The sequence below is a fragment of the Amycolatopsis sp. lyj-346 genome, assembly GCF_046548975.1.
In the GTDB taxonomy this organism is placed as follows: Bacteria; Actinomycetota; Actinomycetes; order Mycobacteriales; family Pseudonocardiaceae; genus Amycolatopsis.
This window is the reverse complement of sequence record NZ_JAJPWT010000028.1, coordinates 38,840-55,735: the sequence shown is the minus strand read 5'-3', so window position 1 is coordinate 55,735 and position 16,896 is coordinate 38,840. Positions and strand designations below refer to the sequence as shown.

Here is a 16,896-nt window from a genome sequence, read left to right as displayed (position 1 = left end):
TCTGGCGGTGTTGCCCTCTACACGGGGCGGGTGCGGCCGCGGTTCAGGTCCTGCGCCCAGCGGGTGCGAAACCGCCCGTCCCGGACGTCGTCGTGACGTCCGGGACGGGCGGTGTGCCGAGCTGCTGCTACTGGACGGTGACGCCGGTGAACTTCACCTGCTTGGTCGGCGCTCCGGTGCCGTCCTGCGGGTTCGGGTTCGCGATGCCGGCCTTCGCCACCGCGTCGAGCACCTTGAGGCCCTCGTCGCTGATGCTGCCGAACACCGAGTAGTCCGCCGGGAGGCCGTCGGCGTTGCCGTAGACCATGAAGAACTGGCTGCCGCCCGAGTTCGGGGCCTGCGTCTTCGCCATGGCGAGGATGCCGCGGCCGTACTTGATCTCCGGGAACGCCTCGTCCGGCATCGTGTAGCCGGGGCCACCCTGGCCGTCGGCGCTCGGATCGCCGGTGGCCGCGGGGTCGCCGCACTGCAGCATCTGCAGGCCCTCGGTGCCGAGCCGGTGGCACATGGTGTCGTTGTAGAAGTTCTGCTTGGCGAGGCTGATGAAGCTCTGTACCGCGCAGGGGGCGAGCGCGCGGTCGAGCGTCAGCGGGATGTCTCCCGCGGTGCTCTGGAGCGTCACGTTCACCGTGCCGGTCGACGGGACGTTCTTGCCGTCCGGCGGGTTCACCTTCTTCGGCGCCTTGCCCGTCGCGTCGGCCTTGAAGTCGCAGGTCGTCGGGTTCGGCAGCGGGGTCGCCCGCTTCGGCAGCGCGGTGCGCTGCGTCGGGATCTGCACTTCGGTCGGCGGCGGGGCGGCCGAGGACGACGCCGCGGCATTGGTGCTGTCGCCGCTGTTCGCGCTCACGATCCACACCACGACACCGGCGACCACGAGGACGGCCACGCCGACCACGCCAGCCCCGATCATCCGGCGTCGCTTCTGCTGCTCCAATCGGCGCTCGAGCTGTCGCTCGAGTTTGCGCTTCGCAGCTTCGCGGCGCTGCTGGTTGGTCGCCACCCCGTACCCTCCAGGTTTCCGCTCGTGTCACACGTCTGAGGTAGCGGCAGTGTATGGGCACAGCCTGTGAGGACCATGTACAGGGCCCGCTAGTCTCAACCCGATCGTGATCGGCGCCATCCGGCGCGGATGTCCGGGGAGGCGTTCGGTGCTCGTCGTCGGGTTCGGCAGCGGCCCGCTGCAGGCCAACTGCTACCTGCTGGCGGCGGCCGCCGGCGGGCCGTGCGTGGTCGTGGATCCCGGCCAGGAGGTGGCCGCTCCGCTGGCCGCCGCGCTCGCCGAGCACCGGCTGGTCCCGGCGGCGCTGCTGGCCACCCACGGGCACCCGGACCACGTCGCCTCGGCGGCGGCGCTGTCGGCGGACCACGGCGTCCCGCTGCACCTGCACCCCGCCGACGCCGAGCTGTACGACGGCGACAGCGTGCCCCTCGAGCCGGGCGAGTTCGCGGGATTGGCCGTCGACGTCCGGCACGTGCCCGGCCACACCCCGGGCTCGGTGGTGCTGGGCCTGGCGACGCCCGAGGGCGGACGGCTCGCCCTGACCGGCGACACGCTGTTCGCCGGGTCGGTGGGCCGCGGCGACGTGGCGGAGGCGCTGCGGGACCTGCTGGCGGCGTTCCCGGACGACGAGACGGTGGTGCTGCCGGGCCACGGCCCGGCGACGACGATCGGCCGGGAACGCGCGGGCAACCCGTTCCTCGCCGGGACGGGGGCGTGCGGATGACCGAACGAATCGCGTTGTTCGAGGAGGACCCGCGCGGCCGTCGCCGTCGCGGCATCTCGGGCCTGATCGGTGTGGTGATCGTCGCGGCCGCGTTCGGCGGGATCGCCGGCCTGATCGGCGGCACGGTGACCGGCCTGGTCGTCGCGCTGGTGATCGCCCTGCCGCTGCTGTACGTGATGGCGGTCAGCATCCGGCGCCGCGTCTGGCTGGAGGGCTCGACGCTGCTCGTGCGCACGTGGGGGCTGCGCCGGGTCGACCTGACGGCGGCGACCCGGCTCGACCTCGTCGTCGGCGACGTCCGGGGCAGCCGCACGGTGAGCCTGCTGGTCAACGCGGGCCAGCGGGGCAAGGTGGCGAAGGTGGACCTCGCCGTGTTCTCCGGGACGGGCGGGCGCGAGCTGGGCATCGTCCCGCTGCGGATGCTCGCGAACGCCCTGATGAACAACACCGAGGCGAACGGCCTCGTGTTCGGCGAACTGCTGGTGGCCGAGCTCAAGGCCGAGGCGCGCGGGTCCGGCGTGGCGGAGCGGCCGCTCTACCGGCTGGCGTCGGTGGCCCCGCCGGGCAAGTACGTGCAGCGCTTCACGATGGAAGCCGTCAGCCGGTTCGTGGCAACGCTGGACTGAGGTGCGCGGCCGGCTCGCGGGAGGCGATCAGGGCGGCCAGGACGGTGGTCACCGGCACGGCCGCGACGATGCCGACGCTGCCGGCGAGCGTGCGGATGATCTCCTGCGCGATGTCCTCGCTGCCGAGCAGCGCACCGAGCCCGACGCCGGAGATCGACGAGTAGAGCAGCACCGGCAGCGCGGCCCCGGCGTAGGCCATCACGAGCGTGTTGACCGCGGAACCGACGTGGTCGCGGCCGATCCTCAGGCCGGAGCTGTACAGCTCGCGCCAGGTCAGGTCCGGGTTGGCGCGGCGGAGCTCCCAGACCGCGCTGGTCTGGGTGACGGTGACGTCGTCGAGCACGCCGAGGGCCCCGATCACGACGCCGGCGAGCAGCAGCCCGCGCGCGTCGATGCCGTGGCCGAGGGAGCCGATCAGCGTCGAGGTGCTGTCGTCGAGGCCGGTCAGGGAGGCCGCGGCGGAGAAGATCGCGGCGAGGACGCCGATGAGGGCGAGGCTGACGAGCGTGCCGAGCACGGCCGCGGAGGTTCTCGCGGAGAGGCCGTGGGTCAGGTAGAGCGCGATGAACATGATCGCGCCCGCCCCGGCGATGGCCACGACGAGGGGGTTTTCCCCGGCGAGGATGGCCGGGAGGATGAACAGGGCGATGACGACGAAGGACAGCCCGAGCGCGACCAGCGCGGCCATGCCCTGCCACCGGCCGAGCACGAGCACGGCGACGGCGAAGAGGGCGGCCAGCACGAGCAGCGGGGTGCCGCGCTGGAAGTCGACCAGCTGGAAACTGGCGGGGTCATCGGCGTTCCCGCCGTTGTAGGCGACGACGACGGCGTCCCCGGCGGCGAAGCGGGGTGTGCTGGGCTCGATCGGCACGGTCAGCCGCAGCGGCTTCCCGGACGCCGGGCCGTCGGTCATGGTGAGTTCGACGGTGAGGCACGGTTTGGCGTCCGGGTCCGTCTGGTCGCCGACCTGCACCTGGCCCTGCGCGAGGCAGGGGCCGGTGTTGGTGGCCGTGATGTCGGCGTGCACGGGCGTGCCCTGCGGGACGACGCTGGTGGGGGCGGCCTTGCCCCAGGGGTAGAGGACGATCATGCCGACGACGGTGGCGACGGCGAGCGGAGCGAGCAGCCAGATCAGCAGCAGCCGCACCCGCTTGGACGCCGGGGCGGCGGGGCCGTGCCCGTGCCCGTGGCCGTGGCCCGCGTGTGCGGCTTCGGGGGTTTCGGGCGCGGCTTTGCGCCGGGGCCGGGCACCGGCTTCGGCGGCTCGCTGCGGCCCGGTGTCGCCTCGGCGGCGTAGCGCTGCGCGGCTGTTCTCTCCGGGGCCCCGGAGAGAGCCGGTGTGGGCCGTGCGGTGCGGCCCGTCGTCGCCGCGGCTGTCCGCGGGCGGGACCCGCTGCGGTCCGGTGTCGGTGCGGCGGCGGGCGGGGTCGGGCGCGCGGCGGGTGCCCTCGGCCGGAGTGCGGCGGACGGGCTTCCGGGGCGCACCCGGCGTTCCGGACGTCCCGTGACCCGGCGAAGGGGACACCTCGTCCGTGATCCGGCGGATCGGGCCGGTTTCGTCGTCGTCGAGGTCAGGACGGTCCACCCGCACATCCTGACAGCGGGATTCCGCACCCCGCGCGAGGGGCCGCCGACGGCCCGGTTCGTCCCGATGCGCCGTGTCGTCCGCTCCGGCACGGGGCACCACGCGTGATCAGAACCGCAACTCGCGTGATGGGAGACGTAACTCGCGTGATGGGAGACGTAACTCGCGTGATGGGAGGCGCAACTCGCGTGATGGGCGGGGCGACACGGCGTCAGCCGTAGGCCTGGCGGACGTGGACGCGGCGGTAGGCCGACGGTGGGGTGTCGAAGTGGTCGAGGAAGGCCTGGCGCAACGTCTCCGTCGAGCCGAAGCCGCAGCGGCGGGCGATCGTGGCCAGCGGGAGGTCCGTGCCCGACAGGAGGCGGGCGGCCTGTTCCGTGCGGATCGTGCGGACGTAGCGGCCGGGGGTGGTGCCCAGGTGGGCGTCGAACAGGCGGGTCAGCTGCCGGGTGCTGAGCCCCGCGCGGGCCGCCAGCGCCGGCGTGCCGAGGTCGGCGTCGAGGTGCTCGGTGATGTACGCCGTGAGGTCACGGACCTCGCGGTGCTCCGGCGGCGGCCCGGTGAGGAACAGGCTGACCTGCGCCTGGTTGCCCGGCCGCTGCAGGTAGGTGACCAGCGCGCGAGCCGCCTCGCGGGCCAGTGACGGGCCGTGGTCGGCCTCCACCAGCGACAGCGTCAGGTCGAGCCCGCTCGTCACGCCCGCCGCCGTGTAGACGTTGCCGTGGCGGACGTACAGCGGCACCGGGTCCACCGTCACCGACGGGTAGTCGCGGGCCAGGCGCGCGGCGTACCGCCAGTGCGTCGTCGCGCGGCGGCCGTTGAGCAGGCCCGCCGCCGCGAGCACCTCCGCGCCCGTGCACACCGACGCGACGCGGCGGCTGGTGCGGGCGAGCCGCCGGACGTGGGCCAGGACGCGCTCGTCGGCCGCCGCGGCCGTGCTGCCCCAGCCGCCCGCGACGACCAGTGTGTCGAGGTCGCCGGCGACCTGGTCGAGCCGCAGGTGCGGCTGCAGCGTCAGCCCGGAGCAGGTGCGGATGCCGTGGCCGTCGACCGAAGCCAGCTGCAGCTCGTACGGCGGCCGCGCGCCGAGCCGGTTGGCGGCGTCGAACACGTCGGCGGGGCAGGCGATGTCCAGCAGCTCGGCGTCGGCGTAACCGACGATCGCAACCCGTCTGGGTGAGCCTGGCATGATCGAACGCTAGCAGTCCGGACCGGCGCTCGGACGTGGTTCGCAGGAATTCGGACATCCGCGCCACCCGCCGCCCGGGCCGACGCCACCGTGGATCGCATGACCGATGACCAGAAGACCATCGCCTTCGTCGTTTACCCCGGCCTGACGCCGCTGGACCTCGTGGGCCCGCTCCAAGTGCTGAGCGCGCTCGGCCGGCTGGACCCGCGCTACCGGACCGTCGTCGTCGGCGCCACCAAGGAGACCGTCGGCACCGACACGCCGCTGCGGATCGCCCCCAGCCACACGTTCGACGAAGTGCCGTCCCCCTTCGCGGTGCTGGTGCCCGGCGGCACCGTCCCGACGCTGCGCGCGATGGCCGACGAGCGCCTCCTCGCCTGGCTGCGCACCGCGGCCGCGGGCGCCGAGCTGGTGACGTCGGTCTGCACCGGCTCGCTCGTCCTCGGCGCGGCCGGGCTCCTGGAGGGCCGGGAAGCGACGACGCACTGGATGTTCCGCGACCTGCTGCCCGCGCTCGGCGCGACCCCGGTCGCCCGGCGGTGGGTCGAGGACGGCCCGGTGATCACCGCGGCGGGCGTCTCGGCGGGCATCGACCTGGCACTGCACCTGGCGGAACGGCTGGCCGGACGGCGGCTCGCGACGAACATCCAGTTCGCCATCGAGTACGACCCCGAGCCGCCGCAGGGCAGCCTGGACTGGGCGAACCAGCCCTACGGAGACCTGAAGCCGCTGCGGGAGCACACCCTGCGCGAGGGCTTGGCGGAGAACCCGGAGCTGCTGGCGAAGCTGCTCGCCCACGCCTGAGGCGAACGTCGACGGCCATCCGGGTGAGCGGGTCCCCCGCCGGGCCGGAAGGGGGATTCCGCGCACGCTCGGAGTGGACGTGCCGGGCGCCGGCCGGGCACGCTCGGCAGTGGAGTGTGCGCGGGTGGACGGGCCCGCCGCCGCCCGGCGAGGGAGGCCCCGGTGGAGCCCGACGAGATCGCGACGTCGAACCCCGACAAGATCTACTACCCCGAAGCCGGGCTGACCAAGGGCGACGTCGTGGGGCACTACCGGACCGTCGCCGAGGCGATGGTGCCGCACCTGCGCGGCCGGCCGCTGACCCTGCGCCGCTACCCGAACGGCATCGCCGGCCAGACGTGGTACCAGAAGGAAGCCAGCCCGAAGCTGCCGTCGTGGATCCGCGTCGAGGCGATCCCGCAGCGGACCACGAGCGACGTCCGGCACGTGCTCTGCGACGACGCCGCGACGCTGGTGTACCTGGCCAACCAGGCCGCGATCGAGTACCACATCTGGTCGTCCACAGTGGACGACCTGGAGCACCCGGACATGGTGCTGATCGACATCGATCCCCCCGAGGGCACCACCGTCGCCGACCTGCGGGACATCGCGCGCATGGTTCGCGACGTCTACACCGCCGCCGGCCTCACCGCGTACCTGCAGGCCACCGGCGGGCGCGGGTTCCACGTCGTCGCGCCGCTGGAGCCGAGCCAGACCTACGACGAGGTCCGCGACCTGGCCAAGGCGGCCGCCGAGGTGCTGGCCCGGCTCGACCCCGACCGGCTGACCACGGCGGTGCGGAAGAACCAGCGCGGCGACCGCGTGTACCTCGACGTCCTGCGCAACGGCTACACCTCGACGTTCGTGGCGCCCTACTCCCTGCGCGCGCGGCCGTCGGCGGGGGTGGCGACGCCGCTGGACTGGCACGAACTGGGCAAGGCGGAGCCGGACGGCTGGACGCCGAAGCGGATCAAGGAACGCCTGGCGCGCAAGGAGGATCCGTGGGCCGGCATGGCCGAGCACGCGGCCTCCCCCGCGAAGGCGATGGAGCAGCTGAAGAAGCTGTAGCGGGAGGCGGCCGGTATCGCGGGTTGAGCTGCGCGTGTCCGCGTGCTCGCGGGCAGTTCCGGGCTCGGCGGGAACCGCAGGCGGGAAGAAATCCCTGTGCAATCGGGAGGAAGGGGGAGGCACTCCTCCTCCGTACGGTCGACGCAGACCTACGGACCGCGGAGAAACGCCGTCTTCGCTCGAAGGAGAGAGCCGTGAACCTCGCTCAAGCCGCCCCCACCTCGGTGGCGCAGGGTCTGGACCCGCGCCGCTGGAAAGCCCTGATCCTGCTCTGCACGGCCAACTTCATGGTGATCCTCGACGCCCAGATCGTCATCATGGGGCTGCCGTCGATCTCGGCGGACCTGCACCTGTCGCCGGTCCAGGCGCAGTGGGCCCTGTCGGCCAACCTGCTGACCTTCGGCGGCCTGCTCCTGCTCGGCGGCCGCGCGGCCGACCTGCTCGGCAGGCGGAAGGTGTTCATCATCGGGACCGCCCTGTTCCTGCTGGTTTCCCTGCTGTCCGGGCTGGCCTGGAACGGCGAGGTCCTGCTGGTCGCCCGGGCGCTGCACGGCGTTTCCGCCGCCCTGATGGCGCCGACCGCGCTGTCCATCCTGACCAACACGTTCCCCGAAGGCCGTGAGCGCAACAAGGCGTTCGCGGCGTGGTCCGGGATCGCCTCGATCGGCGCGACCGTCGGCTTGCTGCTCGGCGGCACGCTCATCGACTGGCTCGGCTGGCAGTCGATCTTCTTCGTGAACGTCCCGGTCGCGCTGCTGATGCTGGTGCTGAGCCCGGTGCTGCTGCGGGAGAGCAAGGACGCGGGCAAGCAGCGCACGTTCGACCTCGGGGGCGCCGTGGTCAGCACGGCCGCGCTCGGCCTGCTGGTCTACATCCTCGTCGAGGCGCCCGCGAAGGGCTGGGTCAGCTTCCACACCATCGGCTTCGCCGCGGTGTTCGTCGTGCTCGTCGCGCTGACGATCGTGATCGAGAAGCGCTCGGCTTCGCCGCTGGTGCCGCTGCGCCTGTTCCGTTCCCGCGCCCTCGTCGGCGGCAACCTCGTCACCGGGATCGCGGCGATGCTGGCGTTCGGCATGTCCGTGACGATTTCCCAGTACTCGCTGGGCGTGCTGCACTACACCGCGCTCGAGTTCGGGCTCAGCCAGTCGGCGATGCCGATCGCCGCGGTGATCGGTGCTTACCTCGCTTCTGCGGTGCTGAACCGGGTCGGTATCCGGCCGGTCGCCGTCACCGGCGTCCTGTTGCTCGGTGTCGGCTGCCTGCTGCTCACCGGGATCACGCCGGAAGCCAGCTACTGGGGGCACGTCTTCCCGGGCCTGGTCCTGTTCGGATTCGGTCTCGGCGGCGGCCCGGTCGCGCTGGCCGCGGCGGCGCTCGGCGGCATCGCCAAGAAGGACGCGGGCATCGCGTCCGGTCTCAACACGGCGGCCTTCCAGGTCGGCGGCGCGATCGGCGTGGGGATCGTCTCGACGGTGATCGCGTCCCACATGGCCGAGGCGGCCACCAATCCGGCCGCGGTGATGGACGGCTTCACCCAGGGCTTCGTCGCCTGTGTGATCTTCGCGGCGGTGGGTCTGGTGCTGGCCCTGGCGCTGCTGCGGAAGCCGGATGGCGGGAGGCTGCAGGTGGTTCCGGAGCCGCGGACCCCGTCGGCGCACTGAGGCACGTCGACAGCGGCCGTCCCCGTCCCCGGGGGCGGCCGCTGTCACGTCTCGAGGTGGCGCCAGTCCCCATCCGCGGCCTTGCCGGGGCGGTAGACGCTGTCTGCGCGTTTCGCGTAGATGCCGCCGAGCCCGTGCTCGTGCGCCGCGGCCAGGACCGCTTCGCCGTTGCCCCGGAAGTACTGCGGCACCTGCCAGTTGCCGCCGGACAACCCGAGGTCGGTCAGCATGTCCCGCCGCCCGACGTAGGGGAGGTCCACCGTCGGACGGCCTTCGTAGTGCAGCAGGTCGTACGCGAAGAAGAACGCGGGGCAGTGTTTCATCATCCGTTTCGCGTCGTTCCCGTCGGCACGGCTGCGCTCGCCGAGGCCCTTCGCGTCCGGGCGGCCTTCGCGGACCACCACCATCTCGCCGTCCAGCAGTACTTCCGTCGAGCCGAGGGTTTCGCCGAGCTTGTGCAACTCGGGGTACCGGCCGGTGACGTCGGCGCCGGTGTCGTCGTGCGCCGTGATGCGGCCGCCGGAAACGCACAACATCGTGCGGGCGCCGCCCCAGGCGAACTCGTAGGCCCAGTCGTGGTCCTCGGCCGGCGACGGCAGCTCGCCCGGCACCGCCGTCATCGGCTCGAGGAATTCGGGCGCCTCTTCGTGGCCGTTGTCCGCCGGGTCGAGGCGACGCAGGGTCCAGTCGCGGCCGTCCTCGTCGTGCCGGTTCTGGAACACGTACTTGCCGCGCGCGCGGGCGCCGTGGAAGACCACCTCGACCTTGTGGTCGTTCCAGTGCAGGGTTTCGTACGTCCCGGTGTCCCACACGGTCATCCAGCCGCCGCCGTACTCGCCCGCGGGGATCTCGCCGGAAAAGGCGAGGTAGTCCATGGGGTGGTCTTCGGTGTGCACGGCGAGCCGGGGCACACCGGGGGAGCGCGGCAGGCCCTTCGGCACCGCCCAGGAGACGAGCACGCCGTCGCGTTCCAGCCGGAAATCCCAGTGCAGCCGGGTGGCGTGGTGCTCCTGGATGACGAAGAGGTCGTTGTCCCCGGGGACGGGCGGGCCGTCCGGCCAGGGTTCGGGGGTGCGGTCGCGGGCTCGCTTGCGGCGGTATTCCTCGAGTCTGTCGGCCATGGTCGCCCCCAGTACCCCTTCCGCTCGAAGAGCTTTCAGGGTACCGGGACCCGGGCCGGAGACCCCCGACCGGTCACCGCCGGGCGTTCTGCCGCGGCTCGCTGGTCCGTCACGGCGGCGTTGCGACTGCTGCGGCCAGTCCGGCGATCTCGGCCGGGCCTACTCGACAGCAGCCGCCGAGCAGCCCGGCGCCGGCGTCGGCCCAGCTTCGGACGTCCTCCGGCGCGAAGCTCGCCCGGCCGGTCCACCGGCGGGCCGCGGCGTCCCACACCTCGCCGCTGTTGGGGTACACGACCGCCGGTTTCCCGGTCGTCTCCGCCGCGAGCGCGACGGCGGCCGGCACGTCATCCGGTGCGCTGCAGTTGATCCCCGTCGCGATCACCCGGTGGACCCCGGCGGCGAGCGCGAAGGCTTCGCGGAGCGGCTGGCCGGCCCGGGTCGAGGTGCCGTCCACGGTGTAGGACAGCCACATCGGGACGTCCAGCTCCGCGGCGATCCGGACGAGCACCTCGGCTTCCTCGACGTCCGGGATGGTCTCGACGGCGAACAGGTCCGGGCCGGCCTCGGCGAGGACCTCCAGCCGCGGCCGGTGGAAGTCGTGGAGCTGCGTCGCGGTCAGGCCGTACCGGCCCCGGTACTCCGAGCCGTCGGCCAAGGTGGCGCCGTACGGCCCGACCGAGGCGGCGATCCACAGTGGACGTGCCGGTCCGGCGTACCGGTCCCGGGCGGTCTGAGCGAGGGAAACGCTGCGGTGCAGCAGCTTCGCGGTCTCCTCGGCGGAAATGCCGTGGCGGGCGAATCCGGCGAAACTGGCCTGGTAGCTCGCGGTGAGGACGACGCTCGCCCCGGCCGCGAAGTAGGCCGAGTGCGCGTCGACGATCGCCGACGGGTCGTCGCGCAGGAGGCGCGCGGTCCACAGTTCGTCGGACAGGTCGTGTCCGGCCGCCTCCAGCTGGTTGGACAGCCCGCCGTCGACGACGACCGGGCCGCGGGACAACGCGGTTTCGAGGGAACTCGGCACGCGGGCGAACGTAGCACTCCCAGTCCGTGGGAGCAGTCCTTCCCGGCTCGTAGGATCCACGAGCCGCCGAACGTCCACAAGGGACGTCCCCACCCGGAAGAGTGAGCATGCCGCCGAACACCGCCGCGCCGCAGCCAGGCCGGAGCCCCGACAGTCCCGCCGCACAGCCTGCGAAGCGCAGGTTCGGCCTGCTGACCGCGGTGTGCCTGGTCACCGGCAACATCATCGGCGGGGGCGTGTTCCTGCTGCCCGCGACGGTCGCGCCGTACGGCACGGTGAGCATCGTCGCACTGGTCGTGCTCACCGTGGGTGCGGTGGCGCTGGCGGTGCTCTTCGGCAGGCTCGCCGCCCGGACGCCGGTCACCGGCGGGCTCTACGTCTACCCGCGCGAGGCCTTCGGCGATTTCGCCGGTTTCGTGTCGGTTTGGTCCTACTGGACGATGACGTGGACCAGCAACGCGGCACTGGCGGTCGCGGCCGTCGGGTACCTGCAGATCCTGCTGCCGGTGCCCGGTGGTGCCGGCTGGCAGGCGGCCCTCGCGCTGGCCGCGTTGTGGCTGCCCGCGCTCACGAACTTCGCGGGACTCGAGTACGTCGCCGCCGCCCAGATCGTCTCGACCGTCCTGAAGTTCCTCCCGTTGGCGGTGGTCGCCGTCCTCGGCCCGTTCTTCGTCCACGCGGACAACTTCGGCCCGTTCGACGCGACCGGTCAGGGCGTGCTGCCCTCGATGTCGGCCGCCGCGGCCATCCTGCTCTACTCCTACCTCGGCGTGGAGTCGGCGGCCGTCAGCGCCGGTGAAGTGCGGAACCCCGAGCGCAACGTCATCCGGGCGGGCGTCCTGGGCACGGTCGCCTCCGCGGTGGTCTACGTGCTGGGCACCGTCGCGGTGTTCGGTCTCGTTCCGCACGCCGCGCTGGCCGGCTCGGCGGCCCCGTTCTCCGACGCGTTGAACGCGATGTTCGGCGGAACGGCCGGTGGTGTGGTGATGGCCGCCGCGGCGGTGCTGTCGATCGTCGGCGCGCTCAACGGCTGGATCCTGATGAGCGCCCAGATGCCCTACGCCGCCGCCGTCGACGGGCTCTTCCCGCGGGTCTTCACCCGCGTGCGCCGGGGCGTGCCCTGGGCCGGCGCGCTGATCGGCGTCGTACTGGCCTCCGTGCTGATCCTCTTCAACTACCTCAGCGGGACCGCGGAGGTCTTCCGGGTCCTCGTGCTGATCACGAGCTTCACCGCCGCCGTCCCCTACCTGTTGTCCGCGGCCGCCCAGCTCCACTGGCTGGCACGCGGAGACCGGGAGAAGGTACGCGGCGGGCGGCTGGCCCTGGACGTCACCGTGGCCGGGGTTGCGTTTGCCGTCTCCGGGTGGCTGATCGCCGGGGCCGGATACGCGGCGGTCTACCAGGGGACGTTGTTCCTCGTCGCCGGACTGCTCGTCCACACCTGGCTCTCGGCCCGGCGGCCGGCCCCGGCCGACGCGGGCTGAGCGGGCGTGGGGCGCCGCGGCGACCCACGCCCGAGACTTCTCAGTCCGTCTCCGCCATGGCTTCGGCGAACTGCGCCGCGTACAGCCGCGCGTACGCACCACCGCTGTGCAGCAGGGTCTCGTGGTCGCCCTGCTCGACGATGCGGCCGTGCTCCATCACCAGGATCACGTCCGCGTCGCGGATCGTCGACAGGCGGTGCGCGATGACGAAGCTCGTGCGGCCGCTGCGCAGCGAGTTCATCGCCCGCTGGATGAGCACCTCCGTGCGGGTGTCGACCGAGCTGGTCGCCTCGTCGAGGATGAGGATCACCGGCTGGGCCAGGAACGCCCGCGCCACCGTGATCAGCTGCTTCTCACCCGCGCTGACCGTGCCGCCCTCGTCGTCGAGCACCGTTTCGTACCCGTCCGGCAGGGTCCGCACGAAGCGGTCCACGTGCGTTGCCTTCGCCGCTTCGACGATCTCCTCGCGGCTCGGGTCGTCCGCGCCGTAGGCGATGTTCTCCGCGATCGTGCCGCCGAACAGCCACGCGTCCTGCAGCACCATGCCGGTCTGGTCGCGCAGCTGTTCGCGGTTCATCTTCGCGATGTCGACGCCGTCGAGCGTGATCCGCCCGCCGTCGAGCTCGTAGAACCGCATGAGCAGGTTGACCAGCGTCGTCTTCCCGGCACCGGTCGGGCCGACGATGGCCACCGTCTGCCCGGGTTCGACGGTCAGCGAGAGGCCCTCGATCAGCGGCTTGTCCGGCAGGTAGCGGAACGAGACGTCCTGGAACTCCACGCGCCCGCGGATCACCGACGGCCGCTCCGGGTCCGCCGGCTCCGGGGCCTGCTCCTCGGCGTCGAGCAGCGCGAACACCCGCTCGGCCGAAGCGACCCCGGACTGCAGCAGGTTCGCCATGCTGGCGATCTGCGTCACCGGCTGGCTGAACTGGCGCGAGTACTGGATGAACGCCTGCACCTCGCCCAGCGTGAGGCTGCCCGACGCGACGCGCAGCGCGCCGATCACCGCCACCAGCACGTAGCTGAGGTTGCCGATGAACATCATCGCCGGCTGGATCATCCCGGAGATGAACTGCGCCCGGAAGCTCGCCTGGTACAGCGTTTCGTTCTGCTTGTCGAAGATGGCCGCGGACTCGTCGCGGCGGCCGAACACCTTGACCAGCGAGTGTCCGGTGTACATCTCCTCGACGTGGGCGTTGAGCTTCCCGGTCGTCGACCACTGCTTGATGAAGTTCGGCTGCGCCCGCTTCCCGACCTTCGCCGCCACGACCGCCGACAGCGGCACCGTGAGCAGCGCGATCAGCGCCAGCAGCGGCGAGATGAGGAACATCATGATCAGCACGCCGACCACCGTCAGCAGCGACGAGACGATCTGCGACAGCGTCTGCTGCAGCGATTGCGCCAGGTTGTCGATGTCGTTGGTGACGCGGGAAAGCACCTCGCCGCGCGGCTGCCGGTCGAAGTACTTCAGCGGCAGCCGCGCGAACTTGTCCTCGACCTCCCGGCGCAGCCGGTACACCGCCTGCTGCACCAGGGTAGTCGTCAACCGGGCCTGGATGAGCCCGAGGAACGACGAGATGACGAACAGCGCCAGCACGGTCAGCAGGATCTGGCCGACCTTGTCGAAGTCGATCCCGACGCCGGGCACGAGGTCGACGCGGCTGTAGATGTCGGCGAGCGTGGTGTCGCCGCGGGCTCGCAGGCCGGCGACGACCTGTTCCTTGGTGACCCCCGGCGGCACCTGCTTGCCGAGCACGCCGGCGAGGATGGCGTCGGTGGCCTCGCCGAGGATCTTCGGCCCGATCACGGTCAGCGCGACGCTGGCCGCGCCGAACGCGAGGACGCCGATCAGGGCCACCCGCTGCGGCCGCAGCAGCCGCAGCAGCCGCTTGAGGGAGCCTTTGAAGTCCAGCGCCTTCTCGGGCGGCGCGCCGCCGCCCATCCAGCGGGACCCCGGTCCCGCGGCCCCGGTGTTCTGCTGCCGCTCGGCGGTCGGCCGTTCCCCGGCCTCGGTGACGGCGGCTTCGGGCGATTCGGTGGTGCTCACGCCGCCTCCTGTTCGGTGAGCTGGGACAGCACGATCTCCCGGTAGGTTTCGTTGCCGTCCATGAGTTCGTGGTGGGTGCCGGTGCCGACGACGCGGCCCTCGTCGAGGACGATGATCCGGTCGGCGCCGCGGATCGTGCTGACCCGCTGGGCGACGATGACCACCGTCGCGTCCTTCGTCTCCGACACGAGCGCGCGGCGCAGGGCCGCGTCGGTCGCGTAGTCGAGCGCCGAGAACGAGTCGTCGAACAGGTAGATCTCCGGTTTGTGCACCAGCATCCGGGCGATCGCGAGCCGCTGCCGCTGGCCACCCGAGACGTTCGTGCCGCCCTGGGCGATCGGCGCGTCGAGGCCCTCGGCCATCGCTTCGACGAAGTCCTTGCCCTGGGCCACTTCCAGTGCGTGCCACAGCTCTTCGTCGGTGGCGTCCGGGTTTCCGTACCGCAGGTTGCTCGCCACCGTGCCGGCGAACAGGTACGGCTTCTGCGGCACGAGCCCGACCGCGCGGGCGAGCACCGCCGGGTCGAGGTCGCGGACGTCGACGCCGTCGACCTTCACCGTGCCGGCGGTGGCGTCCATCAGCCGGGGGATCAGGTTGAGCAGCGTGGTCTTGCCGGTGCCGGTCGACCCGATCACGGCCGTGGTCTCCCCGGGCCGCCCGATCAGCGAAATGTCGCACAGCACCGGCTTTTCCGCGCCGGGGTAGCGGAACTCCACGCCGGAGAGCTCGAGGTGCCCGCGCACCGCACCCGGGCGGATCGGCGACGCCGGCGGCCGGACGCTCGACTCGGTGTCGAGCACCTCGCTGATCCGCTCGGCGCTGACCTCCGCGCGCGGCACCATCATGAACATGAACGTGGCCATCATGACGGCCATCAGGATCTGCAGCAGGTAGGACAGGAACGCCGTCATGGCGCCGATCTGCATGCTGCCGGAGTCGATGCGCTGGCCGCCGAACCACAGCACCGCGACGCTGGACACGTTCATCACCAGCATCACGATCGGGAACATCAGCGCCATCAGCCGCCCGACCCGCAGCGACACGGTGAGCAGTTCGTCGTTGGCGACGTCGAAGCGCTCCCGCTCGTGGGTGTCCCGCACGAACGCGCGGATGACGCGGATGCCCATGATCTGCTCGCGCAGGATCTGGTTGATCCGGTCGATGCGCTCCTGCATCAGCCGGAACGCGGGACGCATCTTGGCGATGACGAGGCCGACCGAGACCGCGAGCACGGGGACGATCACGAGCAGCAGCGACGACAGCGGCACGTCGAGGTTCAGCGCCAGGATGATGCCGCCGACGCACATGATCGGCGCGGACACCATCAGCGTCAGCGTCATCAGGACCAGCATCTGGACCTGCTGGACGTCGTTGGTGGTGCGGGTGATCAGCGACGGCGTGCCGAACTGGCCGACCTCCCTGGCGGAGAAGTCCTGCACCCGGTGGAAGACCCCGGCGCGGATGTCCCGGCCGATCGCCATCGCCGTGCGCGCGCCGAAGTACACCGCGCCGATCGAGCCGGCGATCTGGGCCAGCGTGACGGCGAGCATCACCGCGCCGATCCGCAGGATGTAGGGCATGTCGCCCTTGATCAGTCCATTGTCGACGATGTCGGCGTTCAGCGTCGGCAGGTAGAGCATGGCGATCGTCTGCACGAGCTGGAGCAGCACGATCACCCACAGCGTGCTCCGGTACGGGCGCAGGTGGCTGCGCAGGAGCTTGACTAGCACAACGATTCCCCCAGTGGAGTGGTGGTGGTGTTCGGGTCGGGTTCGGGTGCGGTGGCGCGGGTCAGGGTCGGCATCCCGGCGGCCAGCTCGTCCAGCAGCCGCTCCAGGGTGGGCAGGAGCGGTTCGCCTTCGGTGAACCAGTTGACGAAGGCGACGCGGACGGCGCTTTCCACCGAGGAGGCCATCAGCCGGCACAGCAGGTGGTCCACACCGCCCACCCGGCTCGCGATCGTCTCGGCGAGGACCCGCTCGACCGCCGCGTGGGCGTTCAGGAATTCTCCACGCAGCATGAGCTGGCCCATCAGCTCCCGGATACGCGCAACATACGCGCGATCCGGTTCGCCTTCACGTGAATATTGCTCGAGCACCGCCTGCTTGACGGACTCCCACAGCGGCTCGTCCGCCGGCCGGGCGAGCAGCGCCTCGCGCATCCCCTCGTGCCGGTCGACGACGACCGCGCAGACCGCCTGCTCCTTGCTGGAGAAGTAGTTGTTGAACGTGCGCGGCGAGACACCCACCTCGCCGGCGATGTCCTCCACCCGGACGTTCTCCAGCCCCCGCTCCAGCGTCAGCCGCATCGCGGCCTGAGCGAGGGCCCGGCGGGCTTCGCGCTTCTTCCGCTCGCGCAGGGTCAGCTTCGGCGGGTCGTCCGGCGGCATGCGCAGAGTGTAGCGAAAAACTTGCGTGCCACGCAAAAAATTGCGCGGCACGCAAGTTTGCGACAAATCGGGGCGCGACCTGGGAGTTCGCGGCCAGGGCCTCCCTCGGCTGCGGGTTCGCCGGCCGTGTGCGCAGTGTTGCGACCCGCAATTTGCAAAAATGGACCGATTGGCCTAATCGACTGCGCTCACCAGCAG

Annotated in this window: 14 protein-coding genes; 6 read left to right on the top strand and 8 right to left on the bottom strand. The window is 71.7% G+C overall.

Annotation, left to right across the window (positions count from 1 at the left end):
• Positions 1-127: 127 nt before the first annotated feature.
• On the bottom strand, positions 128-1,000 hold the full coding sequence (locus tag ACLJQE_RS43445; protein ID WP_410645710.1) for a peptidylprolyl isomerase: 873 nt from the start codon (positions 998-1,000) through the stop codon (positions 128-130).
• Between the two features lie 148 nt (positions 1,001-1,148).
• Between ACLJQE_RS43445 and ACLJQE_RS43440 the strand changes: the two genes are divergently transcribed.
• Both ACLJQE_RS43440 and ACLJQE_RS43435 read left to right on the top strand, forming a co-directional pair.
• Positions 1,149-1,724 carry an MBL fold metallo-hydrolase gene (locus ACLJQE_RS43440; RefSeq protein ID WP_410645709.1) on the top strand — a complete coding sequence of 192 codons (576 nt, stop codon included), beginning with the start codon at positions 1,149-1,151 and terminating at the stop codon, positions 1,722-1,724.
• Complete coding sequence (locus ACLJQE_RS43435) at positions 1,721-2,350, top strand: hypothetical protein (RefSeq protein WP_410645708.1); 630 nt, start codon at positions 1,721-1,723, stop codon at positions 2,348-2,350. Before ACLJQE_RS43440 ends, ACLJQE_RS43435 begins: the two co-directional genes overlap by 4 nt.
• Here the strand turns inward: ACLJQE_RS43435 and ACLJQE_RS43430 are convergent.
• Both ACLJQE_RS43430 and ACLJQE_RS43425 read right to left on the bottom strand, forming a co-directional pair.
• A complete protein-coding gene (locus ACLJQE_RS43430; protein ID WP_410645707.1) occupies positions 2,322-3,935 on the bottom strand; it encodes a YibE/F family protein in 1,614 nt (537 codons plus the stop codon). The two genes, ACLJQE_RS43435 and ACLJQE_RS43430, sit on opposite strands and share 29 nt — an antisense overlap.
• A gap of 211 nt (positions 3,936-4,146) precedes the next feature.
• Positions 4,147-5,124, bottom strand: coding sequence for a GlxA family transcriptional regulator (locus ACLJQE_RS43425; protein ID WP_410645706.1), 978 nt, complete (start codon positions 5,122-5,124; stop codon positions 4,147-4,149).
• Between the two features lie 99 nt (positions 5,125-5,223).
• Here ACLJQE_RS43425 and ACLJQE_RS43420 point away from each other — a divergent pair, with 99 nt between their 5' ends.
• The 3 genes from ACLJQE_RS43420 (at position 5,224) to ACLJQE_RS43410 (ending at position 8,636) form a co-directional block, all read left to right on the top strand.
• The gene (locus tag ACLJQE_RS43420) at positions 5,224-5,928 is read left to right on the top strand and encodes a DJ-1/PfpI family protein (RefSeq protein WP_410645705.1); all 705 of its coding nucleotides are present in this window, start codon (positions 5,224-5,226) and stop codon (positions 5,926-5,928) included.
• A 162-nt stretch (positions 5,929-6,090) separates the two neighbouring features.
• A complete protein-coding gene (gene ligD, locus ACLJQE_RS43415; protein WP_410645704.1) occupies positions 6,091-6,975 on the top strand; it encodes a non-homologous end-joining DNA ligase in 885 nt (294 codons plus the stop codon).
• A gap of 194 nt (positions 6,976-7,169) precedes the next feature.
• Positions 7,170-8,636: an MFS transporter gene (locus tag ACLJQE_RS43410; protein ID WP_410645703.1), complete on the top strand. Its 1,467-nt coding sequence runs from the start codon at positions 7,170-7,172 to the stop codon at positions 8,634-8,636.
• A gap of 44 nt (positions 8,637-8,680) precedes the next feature.
• On the opposite strand, the gene ACLJQE_RS43405 is transcribed toward ACLJQE_RS43410, so the two are convergent.
• Together ACLJQE_RS43405 and mmuM are read right to left on the bottom strand one after the other, a co-directional pair.
• On the bottom strand, positions 8,681-9,757 hold the full coding sequence (locus ACLJQE_RS43405) for a DNA polymerase ligase N-terminal domain-containing protein (protein ID WP_410645702.1): 1,077 nt from the start codon (positions 9,755-9,757) through the stop codon (positions 8,681-8,683).
• A gap of 109 nt (positions 9,758-9,866) precedes the next feature.
• Complete coding sequence (gene mmuM, locus ACLJQE_RS43400) at positions 9,867-10,778, bottom strand: homocysteine S-methyltransferase (protein ID WP_410645701.1); 912 nt, start codon at positions 10,776-10,778, stop codon at positions 9,867-9,869.
• A gap of 107 nt (positions 10,779-10,885) precedes the next feature.
• Between mmuM and ACLJQE_RS43395 the strand changes: the two genes are divergently transcribed.
• Positions 10,886-12,262, top strand: coding sequence for an amino acid permease (locus ACLJQE_RS43395; RefSeq protein ID WP_410645700.1), 1,377 nt, complete (start codon positions 10,886-10,888; stop codon positions 12,260-12,262).
• Between the two features lie 40 nt (positions 12,263-12,302).
• On the opposite strand, the gene ACLJQE_RS43390 is transcribed toward ACLJQE_RS43395, so the two are convergent.
• The 3 genes from ACLJQE_RS43390 to ACLJQE_RS43380 are packed head-to-tail and all read right to left on the bottom strand — an operon-like array spanning position 12,303 to position 16,698.
• A complete protein-coding gene (locus tag ACLJQE_RS43390; RefSeq protein WP_410645699.1) occupies positions 12,303-14,309 on the bottom strand; it encodes an ABC transporter ATP-binding protein in 2,007 nt (668 codons plus the stop codon).
• A complete protein-coding gene (locus ACLJQE_RS43385) occupies positions 14,306-16,039 on the bottom strand; it encodes an ABC transporter ATP-binding protein (RefSeq protein WP_410645698.1) in 1,734 nt (577 codons plus the stop codon). Before ACLJQE_RS43385 ends, ACLJQE_RS43390 begins: the two co-directional genes overlap by 4 nt.
• The gene (locus tag ACLJQE_RS43380) at positions 16,033-16,698 is read right to left on the bottom strand and encodes a TetR/AcrR family transcriptional regulator (protein WP_410645697.1); all 666 of its coding nucleotides are present in this window, start codon (positions 16,696-16,698) and stop codon (positions 16,033-16,035) included. The genes ACLJQE_RS43385 and ACLJQE_RS43380 overlap by 7 nt, the downstream gene beginning before the upstream one ends.
• Positions 16,699-16,896 lie beyond the last annotated feature (198 nt).